The sequence below is a fragment of the Ignavibacteriota bacterium genome (assembly GCA_016218045.1).
Classification (GTDB): Bacteria; Bacteroidota; Ignavibacteria; order SZUA-365; family SZUA-365; genus JACRFB01.
In genome coordinates this window covers 108,499-121,717 of sequence record JACRFB010000056.1, presented here as the reverse complement: position 1 = coordinate 121,717, position 13,219 = coordinate 108,499, and the positions used below count along the sequence as shown (strand labels likewise).

The following is a 13,219-nucleotide window of genomic DNA, read 5'->3' as shown; positions in this document are numbered from 1 at the left end:
TACGACGGTTTAGCAAACCGTTGGTTTCAGCCACTCACCCACCCCTCCGGGTGTCGAATCGCGAATGGCGAAGACGCAATGTAGCAAACGCGGCGGGTTGGTGCAAATGGGCTAGAGCGACGGCTGCCAGACGTACACGCCGGCCTTGTTGATGTAGCCGTACTTGTACTCGCTGCCGCTCTGCACGATGACGTACGCGAGTCCCTGCGTAAATGCATAGGTGCGGAAGTACTGCGGCTGTATCACCATGGCGCCCGTCTTGTCGATATAGCCGTAGAGCCCGTTCTTTTTCACGGGACAGAGTCCCTCGTAGAAAAAGCCCGCATCTTCGAACTGCGGTGTTATTACCATGGTGCCGCTCTTATCAACGAAGCCGATCTTGCCGTTGGATTTTACTCCGCCCAGGCCGTCGGCAAACATCGCCCACTCGTCGTCGCCGGTTTCGTACTGCAGCGGGATCACCACCGTGCCGCTGGTATTGATGTAGCCCGCCTTGCCATTTTGCACGACGAAGGCAAGTCCTTCGCTGAACGGCATCACGGCCTCGTATACTGCAGGTATGACCATGGTGCCGGACGTGTTGATGCAGCCCCATTTCGCGCCGGATTTTACCGAAGCGAGTCCGCCCACAAAGGGTGAAGCGTCATCGTATGTAAACGCGATCTTTGTCACGCCGGTCTTGTCGATAAAGCCCCACTTCTGTCCGTCGAGTGTCACGGCCGCAAGGCCCTCGGTGAAGATACGTGCGCTCGAATACTGCAGCGGTAAAGCCACTGTGCCGGACTTCGTGATATAGCCGTATTTGCCGAGGCGCACCGCCGCGAGTCCATCATAGAACTGGCTGCCCAATTCGTATGCCGGCTGTATGACAAGTTTACCCGTGTTGTCGACATACCCCACCTTGCCCTGCGCTCGTATGCAGGCCATGGTGATGTCGTTCCCCACTTTCAAGGCGTGAGACATTGCATCGACGTAGCCGCCGGCAAACTCGTACACGGGTGTCACGACAACTTTTCCCGTATTGTCGATATACCCGTCCTTGCCACCCTGTTTCACCGGGTACAGTATCGACGTTGTGTTGTTCGGATTTGTCGTGGAATCGTCGTCGTCGCAGCCGAGACCGAGGACAAGAGACGCGCTGAGCAGAACGCGGAACACCAAACGGGACGACATCGGGAAACTCCTTCTGCGGGTGAGTGCGGCGGCGGCCTCCTCCGGCGCGTCGCGCGCGAGATTCCTGTATACGTATTACGGGAAACCTACGAAGAAAATATCAGACTTTGTAGTCCCGATTCACCACTCTATCACCCTCCAGCCGAGACGCACCTGCAGGGCGAGAACGGCGTCCTCGAACTGCGTGGCGCCATACCACGAGAGTTCGGCGGAGGCGAAGAAACGCTGCGAGAGAGGAACGGACCAGGCGGCGGCGAACATCCAGCCCTGACTCAATTCGTCGACGTCGACAACGGTGCCGAAGGAGTCGGTGTGCGAGTTCACAAGATACGCGCCCGCACCGCCGAAGAGTTCGACTCCATGCCACACCTGCATCGAGAAGACCAGCAGCATCGGCACTGCCGAGAGCGAGAGGCGCGCGTCGGTGCTGCCGAAGCCGGTCTCGACGTCGGTGAGTGTGTAGGAGTAAAACGAAGTCCACCCGCTTTCCAGGCCCACACGCAGGCGGTGATCGGGATGCCACATCAACCGGAGTGAGGTCATGGGTCCGCCGCGTGTCACCTCGGCGTTCATGGGCAGCGGCATGAGGTAGCGCGACCAGCCGCCCCCCGCCGACAGCACAAGTGCAAACGGTTTTTCGTCCGCAACCCGCTGCGCCCGCGTCACTCCCGGCGTGCAGAACAGCAGCGCCGCGAGCAACGCCGCGGGGAGTGCGAAGGCGGGACGTTTACTGCGCATAGTAGTGATAGGCGACGAGCGATGGATAGTTTGTGAGTATGCCGTCGAAGCGGCCGTCGCGCACAAACTGGCGTATGTAGCCGCTGACGTCGAGCGTCCAGACGAAGGCGCGGCGGCCTTCGGCCTGCAGCGCCTCGACCTCGGCATTCTGCGTGCCGAGCGTCCAGCGCGGCGCCCACACTGCAGCGTTTGTGCGGCGCACATCGTCCGGATCGAGTTCGCAGAGAGCGGGCGCCTGCCGGTAATCCGCGAGCGCGAGAAATTCATTGACCTTGTCTTCGTCGGGCAGTCCGATCAGGATGCGGAGATCACGCCCGAGCGCCGCGGCGCTGTCGTGATAGAGGCGCTGCGCGATACGCAGCGTGCTGATGGGCATCGAGGGTTTGCTGTCGAGCCAGACAAATTTCAGATTGGTTTCGTGCAGGATGGTGCTGAGCATACGGCGCAGCGAGGGGATGCGTTCGCCGTTGATGAGCCGCACGAAGGTCTCGAGCTGCGCAAAGGTGTAGGATCCGACGGTGCCGACCAGGCCGCTGCGCTGATTCAGCCGCAGATTCAGATATTCGTCGTGATAGATGACGGGCACACCGTCGGCCGTGAGTTGCACATCGATTTCGACACCCGTGGATCCGTAGAATTCGGCGAGGCGGACCAGCTCGACCGTGTTTTCCGAGGCGGGCAGGCGGTCGGAATTGCGGCCGCCCGCGCGATGCGCGATGATGTGGAAGGGACGCGGTCCGGCATACAGCGGCCGTTTGTAGACGAGACGCAACGGACGTTTCTGCGGGCCGTCGGGCGTGCTGAACGTGCCCTGCAACACGAGTGATCCGTCGGTCAGACTGTCACTGCGCAGCACCGCGCCGATGCCGTCGGCCGGTCCGCATTGCAGCGTGACAACACCCGTTTCCGTATTTGTCAGCGTGCGCCACGACCCCGCGCACAGCAGGGACGAATCGCGCAGGCCGGTCGCAAAAAACGCGACACCCGCCGATCGTTCCCAGAACAGCGACAGTGTTGTTCCCGTCCATTTGAGCACCACCTGCGGACCGAAGATCACGTTGCCGTCGGTCACGGTGTACACACCTTCGAGCTTGTCGCGGTACACTTTCGGCACATTGACCGCGCCTACCAGTATCGTCTGCGCATCCGCATCCGGAACCACCACCCGTCCATCCTCCGAACACGCGGAGACAAGGAGCACACCGAGAAGGAACACCGCGGCCAGCCGGCGTCGACGGAATACGATTCGCATCTTCAACACCCGTTGTTCCGCGGGATCCGTGTGTTCCGTGTGGAAATTTTTCCTGCCGCCCGAATACACGCTCACAGCATCACCCCGAAGATCAATTCCGAAAAGAGCAGGCGGCGGTTGAAGGTCGAGAAGGCGAACCAGGTCTGCGGATGAAATTGTGTCAAGGCGACACGCGCCCCGAGCAGCACATGCGTCCGCTTCCAGAAGGGCTGTTCGATCACACCTGAAAGAGCCCAGCCGGCGGACACATTCTTTGTGCTCCCGAGCTGATTCTCTCCGGCGTATGTACGCAGGGCGAGCACGAGCATAAGCTCGGCCTTCACCGTAAAGCGCACATCGCCCGCGTCGAGTCCGATGGCGATGTTCGGCGCATTAAGCCAGGCCTGCATGGAATTATCGAAACCGTCGACGGTCATGAATCCGAAGCAGAATGCCGACTCGTCGCCCACTGCTGCCGCGAAGGGTCCGACATCAACAGACCATCGTGCACCGAGGTGCGCGGAATTTGTGAGCACCTGCACAAGCGCGCGGCCCGTGAGCGAGAAGTTCCAGGGCAGTCCGTACACCGCATTGAGGTCCAGCGCGGGCGCCTTGTTCAATTCCTCCTCGGCGATATCGCGCGGCACCGTCAGCAGCGAGAGTCCTATTGCCGCGTCGCCCGTCCATGCCGCGCGCGTCTGAGGCGCATAGATCGAGGGCGCCCGCAGTCCATCCTGCGCGAGGGCGGTGCCCGCGGCGAGTACCAGGAGCACAGTGATCAGTGGTCGTGACAAGGGGAGCATGGCGGAATATACAAAGGCCGGGCGATACGTGCCGCTGCATCACAACGGCTCGCGCGGCGCGCGCTACCGCGCGAGACGGTCGCCTTCCCGCGCGCGGGGTTCGGGCACGTGCCGACGTGCCGCGATGACGGCGATCTCCGCCATTGCGAAGAGTCCGTTGAGCAGTATGAGGAAAGCGACGAGCAGAAGGTGGAGGGACATGATTCCGAATGTAGGAAAAAAAAAAGCCGTTCCCACGGGAACGGCTCATGTCTTGTGGACCGCGGTTTTTACAGAAGACCCGCTTTTGCGAGCACGGCGCGCGCGCCCTTCTTGTTGACGGTCTTCAGTGCGCGGGCGGTGATACGCACCGTCACGAACCGCTTCTCCTCGGGGATGTAGATGCGCTTGCTCTGCAGATTCGGGAGCTGGCGGCGCTTCGTGCGGTTGTGCGCGTGTGACACGTGGTTGCCCACGAGCGGCTTTTTACCGGTGACCTGGCATGTACGGGACATGGCTGTATTCCTCTTCCTACGTGACTGCTGTTTATTTGAGGCCTTCGCCGACGAACGGCAGGAACGCCATGTAACGGGCGCGCTTGATCGCTTCGACCACAACGCGCTGATTTTTTGCGGACAGGCCGGTCAGACGACGGGGAAGAATCTTTCCCTGATCGTTCGTGAAGCGCTCGAGGAATTTCGATTCCTTGTAATCGAGAAAGATCGCGTCTTTTCCGTGAAACGGATCCGGACGGCGTTTCGCGATGGCGTTCGGGCGGCGGCGAGGCGGACGTCTGTGGGCAATCATGCTGTCACTTCCTTGGTTTTCTGCTTTGCGGCGTTGAATCCGGCATAGCGTCTGTTATACTTCTCGACACGACCGGCCGAATCGATGATCTTCTGCTTCCCCGTGAAGAACGGATGGCACTCGGAGCAGATTTCGACCTTGAGCGTCTGACGTGTGGAACGCGTCACGAAGTGTGCGCCGCAGCTACAATGCACTTCGCACGTGTAATATCGGGGGTGGAGATTCTCTTTCATGGGTCGGCCTTAGAATTTCATGGTCTCGATGTCTTTCGGATCCTTGACCTTCACCATCTTCTCGCGGAACTTCCAACCGCCGCTTTCCGCGTCGTATTGGGAGACAATGCATTTGAACGAGGTGAATTCGCTCTTGGATTTCGATTTCGATTTGTCAGCAAATGACTGTTGTTTCGCCATGGTCTTCTCGTATCACTGTCGATTCTTTGTTTCAATCTTCCAAAGAGAGACAAATGTAACGGTTTGTTCGATACGAGTCAAATCTTTTGTACGAATCTTGTTGGTAGATGGGTAGATGGTAGGCGGCGGAGGTGGTGGGGTCTACTGAGAGTGTGTGAGGAGACAGGATGAAGGAGACAGGAAACGGGGCTGGGATAGTAGATGGTAGGTGGGTAGATGGGTAGCGGCTGGTTTTGTAGATTACGGACGAGTTTCTTCCAATCATGGAAAGCGGAGTTGGCATGGCTGACAGTGTCGTTATCTCGTCGATCGATTCGATTCTTTTGATATCGTTGAACCGTCCGGAGAAGCGCAACGCGCTCGATGCGGACATGGTGCGCGAGCTGCAGTCAGCGCTGGACGAGGGCGCGCGTGACGACGCGGTGCGTGTCATGGTACTGATGTCGGAAGGAGAGGCGTTCTGCGCGGGGGCGGATCTTGCGTATCTGACCGCGCTCGGAGAGGCCTCGACGCTGGAAAACGCCGCCGATTCGCTGCAACTGATGGAGATGATGTATGCACTGCGCACCTTTCCGAAACCGGTGATAGCAAAAGTGCAGGGACCCGCCCTTGCGGGAGGGTGCGGACTCGCCATCGCCTGCGACATTGTCGTGGCGTCGGAGAACGCGAGCTTCGGCTTCCCCGAGGTGCGTATCGGCTTTGTGCCCGCCATCGTCATGAAACTGCTCACGGATCGCGTCGGAACGGGGATCGCGCGCGAGTTGCTGCTGCGCGGCAACGCCGTGGATGCCGACACGGCGCAACAGCTCGGACTCGTCAACTACGTCGTCGATCCCGACGACCTCAACTCGTCGGTCGAACGTCTCGCCTTCGAGTTCGCGCAGAAGGTATCGCCGCAGGCCGTGCGCATGACCAAACAACTGCTGCTCGAAACATCATCCATGGACCTCGCCGGCGCCATGCGCCACGCCGCCGCGTGGAACGCCATCGCCCGCAGCTCCGACGACTTCCGCACCGGCCTCGGCGCGTTTCTCGGGAAACAAAAAATTCACTGGTGATGAAGACGTGACACGTTTCCACGTTACACGTTACCACGTTACACGTTACACGTTTCCACGTTACACGTTTCCACGTTACACGTTGCCACGTTACACGTTGCCACGTTACACGTTTCCACGTTACACGTTTCCACGTTACACGTTACCACGTTACCACGTTACACGTTTCCACGTTACACGTGAACACGTAGCAAGGTAGCAAAGTAGAAAGGTCGCGACGCGAACGCTGTCCCGCTCTCCCGCGTCCCGCTCTCCCGCTCTCCCGCTGTCCCGCTCTCCCGCTGTCCCGCTCTCCCGCTGTCCCGCTCTCCCGCTGTCCTGCTAGACCATGCCGGACTGTTTCCGCAGGTACCATTCGGCGGCGAAGAGAAGGACGGCCGCGGCGAGGAGCCATGCGAGATTCCAGAGCTGTATGTCCGATTTAATGTCGCGCAGGCGCGGGACAAAGGCCGGGTCGGCGGAGATGGCCGCCGGGAGGGCGCGCGCATCGGCGGCGGAGAAGTAGCGGCCCCTGCTGCGCGAGGCAATTTGGCGGAGCAGTGTGCTGTTGAGCCGCGTGTCGAGATATTCGAGCGCCGTTTCACCGACGGTGAAACGTCCCTCGTCGGTGCCGAGCTGCGCTCCCTCGCGCCGCGCGCTGCCGGTGAAGCTGTACTCCCCTTCCCGCGCGCCGTCGAAGTCGCCGCTGTAGCGGCCTGAACCAAGCGGTCCGAGCGCAAGCTCGCGCACGCCGCCGGGTCCCCTCACGGTCACCGTCACTTCGGCGTCGTCCACCGGCTCGTTGCTTTCGTTGTACACCTGCGCGGCCAGCGCGATGTTGTCGCCGCTGTCGAAAAACTCCTTCACAGGGCGGATGCGCACACGTTTGTTGTCGTCCCGTGTCGTAAGCCAGCGGACGCTGTTGGCGACGAGCAGCTCGGGCAGTGCGCCGCCCAGCACGTCGTCGGCGAGCTGCCAGCGCCATAAGCCGTAGCCGGTGAACGCGAGCACTTTGCTGCGGTTCAGCGAACGCGAAACGAGCAGCGGCTCGTTGAACGCCACGGTGTTGATGCGCATGGTCGCGAGCGTGCGCGCGCCGGGGCGGGCCTTCAGACTCGATTCCGTGCGGAAGAGCGGCGGCAGTTTCGGCCAGCTCTCGGTGGGAATGCCCGACGAGACCACCGGATCGAGACGCGCATCGCGCGCCAGTTCAAAAAAGACTTGTGTCTCCTCTTTTCGCGTCTGCACCACATCAAAAGGCAGCCACGCGTCGAGCACACTCTTGAGTTTCGCAAAATCCAGATCGCGGCTCGGGACGAGCAGCAGCGGCACGGCGCGTTTCTCGATCGCCTCGCGCACAAATCGCAGTTGCTCGTTGCCGGACTGCGGAAGCGGATACCCCGCAAGCACAATTGCGTCGGCATCGGCGAAGGACTGCTGCGTCGGCGCGTTTCCGTACCACGACGCGCCCTGCTTCTGCACGTACGACACCACCTCGGCGTTTTTATCGCGGCGGAACGCCTGCTCGAGGAAAGACACGTCGGGACTCGGCGCGCCCGCCACCAGCACGATCTTCATCTTGCTCTTTAAAATCTTGATGAACGATGTTGCGCGATTGTTCTTGGTGGTGCTCTCGCCGGGAAGAGTGGTGACCGCAACGGTCAGTTTTTTCACGCCGTCGGATTTCGGCACATACTGGAATTGGATCTGCTGCTCTGTGCCCGCGGCCAGGCGCACTTCCTTGCCCCCGACCGTCGAGGTCCCGTCGGACAGTGTCACACGCACTGTCTCATCGCCGTATCCCGCGCTACGGAGCCACACATCGACCGGTATGCTGCTCTCGACATATCCGATGGCGTTCACGAGCATCCGCGAAACAAGCAGATCCTTCTTCTCCGTCGAGTCGCCCACGCCGATCACGTACACTGGCAGGCCGAGCGCCTCGGCCGCGTGCAGCGGATTGCGCCCGTTTGTCACCACACCATCGGTCACGAGCACCACGGCGCGGAGATTTTTCTCGACAAGGTCGCGCTGCACCTGCTGCAGGGCGAGGGCGATGTCGGTCTCGCCGCCCGCAAAGGTGAGCGAATCGGGATGCAGCGCCTGCAGCGGCGAGGGCCGTCCGGCAAAGAGGTAAGGCGAGACATCGCCGACGCCGGAGAGTCCGCCTATTGCGTCGGAGGCGACAAGCGCGCGCACCACAGCGGCGCGCTCGCTCTCGCCGTCGCGCACGGTGAGCGAACGCGAATTGTCCACAAGCACCGCGATGCGCGGCGCCACCGTCTCCTCGCTGCGGAGGTTCAGCACGGGTTCGAAGATCAGGAACAGCAGCAGCGATAGCGCGGTTGCGCGCAGGGCCACAAGCACCACACGCCTGCGCGGATCTATCTCGGGCACCGTGTGCCGATACACAAAGATGCTGATGCCAACTGCCGCCAGCACCAGGACGACAAGCAGCGCTAGACTTGCCCCGAAGGACAGCGCGAAAGACGACATCGCGAGTGTGTACACGCGGACGGCCTGCCTTCTTCCTCAGCGCGTGATCAAGAGCGACCGCGACAGGAACATGTCGCCGGAACGGAGAGAATAGAAATACAGCCCCGACGACAACGCCGAGGGTGCAAACGGAACGCTGTACATGCCGGGCGCGCGCCATCCGTCGGCCACCGTCGCGAGACGGCGTCCAAGCATGTCGTACACCTCGATGGTGACGGACGCGCCGGGGGCGGGCACGCCGAACCGTATCACCGCCGCGCCGGAGCGCGACACGATCGGATTCGGATACGAGGCATCCAGCGTGAACGATTTCAAAAAGATGTGCTCCGCACCCGCGGCACGCTGTTCGCCCACGCGGAAGCTGTGACGGTTGGCCGGAGCACCGTACGGGCTGCTGCGCCGCTCGCGGCTGTCGTAGGCCGTGATGTCGAACTTCACGATCTGATCCGCCGGCAGCGCGGGAAGGTCGGCCACATAGAGGCCGGAACCGCTGCCGAGTCCGGCGTAAGACGTGTTCAGCGACATGGTAAGCGGGGTGGACGCGCCGTCGTGTACCGAATAATTGAGCGTGACCGACGACACATCGACGGGATTCGGGGAGAGTACATAGGCGGCGATGCGGTGCCGCGCGCCGTCCCAGAAAATCTTCGGGTTGGTGCTGATGACCATGCCGTGATACAGCAGCGCGCGCCAGGCATCGAGACGGCCCCAGCCGCGCGAGTTGTCGGGCGCGGTGGCATTGTCGGCCGTGCTGCGCATCGACTCGCGCACCTGCAGCGGCGTGAGTTCGGGGCGCGCGGAGCGCACAAGCGCCGCAACTCCCGAGGCAAGCGGGGTCGCGAGCGATGTGCCGTTGGCGCGTGTATAGGTGCTGTCGCCGTTCTTGGTGGCGCAATAGACGGCGACACCCGGTGCAACAAAGTCGGGCTTCGTGCGTCCGTCGTTTGTGGGACCGTTGGAACTAAAACTCGCGACGGCGTTCTGGAAGTTGATTGCGCCGATCGAGAGAATGCTGTCGGCGTCCGACGGCGCGATGAGGGTGCCTGTGAAATTTCCCTCGTTGCCCATCGCCGTGCTGATGACGACGCCGAGGCGCGCAGCGCGCGCGGCGGCGCGCGACGTGGTCGCGGTCTTTCCGTCGAAGTCGCCCTGGTCGTAATGGTATCCGGTGCTGTCGTCAAAAGTTGCATACCCGAGCGAGGAACTGACCACGGCGGCGCCTTTCGACTCGAGCCACTCGACACCCGCCACCCAGTTGTCCTCTTCGACGGGAATTTCCATGTCGTGGATTTCTGTCTTCGCAAGATAAAACGAGGCGTTGAATGCGGGGCCGATGGTCGTGCCAGGGAGGAATGCCGCAAGCGTCGAGAAGGTGACGGTGCCATGGCTGTCCTGGCTCCACGTGTCGCCGTCCTGATTCTCGGTCACCGTGTCCTTCTGGATAAAATCGTATTCGCCCAGCACACGCGTGTTGCGCATCGCGACATGTGTGCGCCAGCGATAGCCGTCGTCGACCATGCCCACAAGTATGCCCGTGCCGTCGATCCACACGTCATGCACCGCGGGCACGTTGATGACCTCGAGTTGTGTCAGAGCGTTGCCGTAATCGAAGCCGTAGCTGCGCGGAAGCGGTGAATCCAGGACCCCGGACGATTTTGTCATCGCCGTCTCCGACGCGTCGCGCCTCCAGCGACGCACGTTTTCGACGCGCGCCACAAAGGGCAGACGCGCAATCTCGCGGGCCTGCGTTTCGGTACACGACACACTCGCGGCGTTGAACCAGCGCGAGGTGACCCGCAGCGCTGCGCCCGCGCGCTCGAGAGCGCGCAGATAGGGTTCATGAACGGGCAGGTCCTCGATGTCGAGCAGCGCGGCTACGGTGGCGGGAGCCGCGGCCTTGGTCAGGACCGATCCCGGCGGCACGGCGATACCTCGCGCGCGCGCGCGGCGTTCGAGCGCGTCCTGCGACAGTCCCAGCGCGCCCGGATTGGCAGCGGCCAGGCGGACGGCTGCGCTGGGCCCCTTGTCGGTGAAATACACCCACCGCGCGGAGCGCTGTGCGGAGGCCCCGGCGGCGAGCAGCAACGCCGCGCACGCGGCGTTCAGGATAATGCGCGATGCAGTCATGGCGCCTCTTCCAGCGTTCAGGATGCGGACAACAGTTTATCGACGATTTCGACGGTGGTGACACCCTCGGCCTCGGCGCTGAAATTTGTCACAAGCCGGTGTCGCAGCACGGGACGCGCGACCACGCGCACGTCGTCGATGTCGGGCGTCGGACGTCCGGTCATGATCGCGCGCGCCTTCGCACCGAGGATCAGATACTGCGACGCGCGAGGACCCGCGCCCCATCGTATCCACTCGCGGATGAACTGCGGCGCGGAGGGCGACTTCGGGCGCGTGCGCATGGCAAGCTCCACCGCAAAAGAGATCACGTTGTCCGAAACCGGGACGCGGCGCACGAGGTCCTGGTACGCGCAGATGTCCTCGGCCGACAGCGCCGGCGTGATCGTGGCGGTGGTCGGACTCGTGGTCGTCTTCACGATCGCGATCTCCTCCTCGCGCGACGGATAGTCGAGCCAGAGGTTGAACATGAAGCGGTCGAGCTGGGCTTCGGGCAGCGGATACGTGCCCTCCTGCTCGATGGGATTCTGCGTCGCGAGCACGAAGAAGGGCTCCTGCAGAATGTAGCGCGTCCCGGCGGCCGTGACACTGTGTTCCTGCATGGCTTCAAGAAGCGCGGCCTGCGTCTTGGGCGGCGTGCGGTTGATCTCGTCGGCGAGCACGATGTTCGAGAACACGGGTCCGCGCACAAATCGGAAACTCTTGTGCCCTGTGTTCATGTCCTCCTCGATGATCTCGGTGCCGGTGATGTCGCTGGGCATGAGGTCGGGGGTGAACTGTATGCGGTTGAAGGCGAGTTCGAGCGCCTCGGAGAGTGTGCGGATGAGCAGCGTCTTTGCAAGTCCCGGCACGCCGACAAGCAGGCAGTGGCCGCGCGACAGCAGCGCGATGAAGATCTGTTCGATGATCTCGTGCTGGCCGATGATCACCTTGCCGATTTCGCCGCGCAGGGTGTCGAAGGTCTTGTGCAGGGTAGCGACGGCCTCTACGTCGTTGAGGGCGCGTGTATTCGTGGCCATGGCGTGCCTAGTCTCCTTTGATGTCGTGAGTCGGAAGCGGGTGTCCGTCGGCGTGAAACACATCGACGGTCCCGAATCGTGCCAGGGTGTTTTGCAGCAGCGAGCCGCGTCCGGCGGCAACGATACGCGCGTTGTCCGGATGCAGGTAGGTGCGCGCGACGCGGCGGATGTCGTCGGGTGTGACGGCCATGACGCGGCTGTTGTACGTGTTGTAGTAGGTTTTTCCGAGCTGGAACATCTCGATCGACACGATGCGCTGCGCAACGTGCAGGGGTGTTTCGATCTGCAGCGGGAAACTGCCGGTGATGTAGCGCTGCACATTCGCGAGTTCCTCGGTTGACACGTCCTCGTCGCGCAGGCGCTGCATCTCTTTGAGGATTTCCTCGATGGCCGCGTCGGTCACGTCGTTGCGCACATCGGCGCCGGCCGAGAACGGGCCCGCCGCCATGCGTCCGTCGAAGCGCGAGTGTGCCCCGTACGTGTAGCCCTTCTGTTCGCGCAGGTTCATGTTGAGGCGCGCGCCGAAATACCCGCCGAACAGGGTGTTCATGACAGTCACTGGGATGTAGTCGGGATTGCGCCGGTCGATGCCGACATGCCCGACGACGATGGACGACTGCACCGCGCTGGGTCTGTCGACGACGTGGACGGCGATGCCCTCGTTCATCGCGGGAGCGGGGACGGCATCCGGCACGGGCACATCATTGGACCAGTCGCCGTAGAGCCGCGTGCACATGTCGGTCATCCATGCCGGATCGGTGTCGCCGACGGCGATGAGAAACGTGTTCGCGGGCTGGAAGATTGTGTGATGGAAAGCCGCCATTGCGTCGCTTTCGAGGGCGCGGATCGAGTCCTCGGTGCCTTCCTGCGGCGAGGCATAGGGGTGCTTCCCGTACACGGCCTGATGGAAACGGTTGAGCGCGAGTGTCGACGGATTGGCCTTCCGCTGCATGATGGCGGCGATGCGCTTCTCGCGCGCGGCGTCGAGTTCGTCCGCGGGGAAGGTCGGCCTGCGCACGACGTCCGCGAGGATGTCCATGGCCTCGCCGAAGTGGCGGCTGAGAATGGTGACACCCGCGTTGCTGCTGTCCCACCCCGCGCCCGCCGCGAGTGATCCGCCGAGCGATTCGATGTCCTCCGCGAGGCGCACCGCGTCGCGGCCGCCCGCGCCCTTGGTGAGCAGTTCCGAGGTCATCGAAGCGAGTCCGGGTGTTGCGCCGTCGCAGGCGGTGCCGCCGCGCGCCACGAGACTCACGGTGACGGTGGGAAATTCGTGCCTTTCGTACACGATGAGCTTCATGCCGTTCGGCAGCACGGTTTCAAAGTAGTCGGGAAAGGCGACGTCCTTCGGGGGGCCGGGCTGCGGCGGTCGTGTCCTGTCGATCGTGTCCATATGGTG

The 13,219-nt window shown here is 62.3% G+C and carries 14 protein-coding genes; 1 reads left to right on the top strand and 13 read right to left on the bottom strand.

Annotated elements, in window-relative coordinates; all coding sequences use genetic code 11:
• Positions 1–111: 111 nt before the first annotated feature.
• From HY962_14785 to HY962_14745, 9 genes are all read right to left on the bottom strand, one after another.
• Positions 112–1,173, bottom strand: a complete 1,062-nt coding sequence (locus tag HY962_14785) for a WG repeat-containing protein (GenBank protein ID MBI5648195.1) — start codon at positions 1,171–1,173, stop codon at positions 112–114.
• 120 nt (positions 1,174–1,293) lie between these two features.
• Positions 1,294–1,911, bottom strand: coding sequence for a hypothetical protein (locus HY962_14780; protein ID MBI5648194.1), 618 nt, complete (start codon positions 1,909–1,911; stop codon positions 1,294–1,296).
• Complete coding sequence (locus HY962_14775) at positions 1,901–3,163, bottom strand: glycerophosphodiester phosphodiesterase (protein ID MBI5648193.1); 1,263 nt, start codon at positions 3,161–3,163, stop codon at positions 1,901–1,903. Before HY962_14775 ends, HY962_14780 begins: the two co-directional genes overlap by 11 nt.
• Positions 3,164–3,234: 71 nt before the next feature.
• Entirely contained in the window at positions 3,235–3,936 is a 702-nt protein-coding gene (locus HY962_14770; GenBank protein MBI5648192.1) for a hypothetical protein, read from the bottom strand.
• A 72-nt stretch (positions 3,937–4,008) separates the two neighbouring features.
• A complete protein-coding gene (locus tag HY962_14765; protein ID MBI5648191.1) occupies positions 4,009–4,146 on the bottom strand; it encodes a hypothetical protein in 138 nt (45 codons plus the stop codon).
• Positions 4,147–4,214: 68 nt separating this feature from the next.
• Positions 4,215–4,439 (bottom strand): 50S ribosomal protein L28, encoded by a 225-nt coding sequence (gene rpmB / locus HY962_14760; GenBank protein MBI5648190.1) that lies wholly within the window; start codon positions 4,437–4,439, stop codon positions 4,215–4,217.
• 31 nt (positions 4,440–4,470) lie between these two features.
• Complete coding sequence (locus HY962_14755; protein MBI5648189.1) at positions 4,471–4,731, bottom strand: 30S ribosomal protein S18; 261 nt, start codon at positions 4,729–4,731, stop codon at positions 4,471–4,473.
• The gene (rpmE, locus tag HY962_14750; protein MBI5648188.1) at positions 4,728–4,964 is read right to left on the bottom strand and encodes a 50S ribosomal protein L31; all 237 of its coding nucleotides are present in this window, start codon (positions 4,962–4,964) and stop codon (positions 4,728–4,730) included. Before rpmE ends, HY962_14755 begins: the two co-directional genes overlap by 4 nt.
• Positions 4,965–4,973: 9 nt before the next feature.
• On the bottom strand, positions 4,974–5,144 hold the full coding sequence (locus tag HY962_14745) for a hypothetical protein (protein MBI5648187.1): 171 nt from the start codon (positions 5,142–5,144) through the stop codon (positions 4,974–4,976).
• Between the two features lie 281 nt (positions 5,145–5,425).
• On the opposite strand from HY962_14745, the gene HY962_14740 reads away from it, so the two are divergent.
• Complete coding sequence (locus tag HY962_14740) at positions 5,426–6,202, top strand: enoyl-CoA hydratase/isomerase family protein (GenBank protein MBI5648186.1); 777 nt, start codon at positions 5,426–5,428, stop codon at positions 6,200–6,202.
• A 321-nt stretch (positions 6,203–6,523) separates the two neighbouring features.
• Here HY962_14740 and HY962_14735 read toward each other — a convergent pair whose 3' ends face one another.
• Genes HY962_14735 through HY962_14720 form a run of 4 tightly spaced genes read right to left on the bottom strand, consistent with a single transcriptional unit; the run spans position 6,524 to position 13,213 of the window.
• Positions 6,524–8,692: a hypothetical protein gene (locus HY962_14735; protein ID MBI5648185.1), complete on the bottom strand. Its 2,169-nt coding sequence runs from the start codon at positions 8,690–8,692 to the stop codon at positions 6,524–6,526.
• Between the two features lie 21 nt (positions 8,693–8,713).
• Positions 8,714–10,804, bottom strand: a complete 2,091-nt coding sequence (locus HY962_14730) for a S8 family peptidase (GenBank protein ID MBI5648184.1) — start codon at positions 10,802–10,804, stop codon at positions 8,714–8,716.
• 17 nt (positions 10,805–10,821) lie between these two features.
• Positions 10,822–11,820, bottom strand: coding sequence for a MoxR family ATPase (locus HY962_14725; protein MBI5648183.1), 999 nt, complete (start codon positions 11,818–11,820; stop codon positions 10,822–10,824).
• Positions 11,821–11,827: 7 nt separating this feature from the next.
• Entirely contained in the window at positions 11,828–13,213 is a 1,386-nt protein-coding gene (locus HY962_14720; protein MBI5648182.1) for an insulinase family protein, read from the bottom strand.
• Between the last annotated feature and the right edge of the window lie 6 nt (positions 13,214–13,219).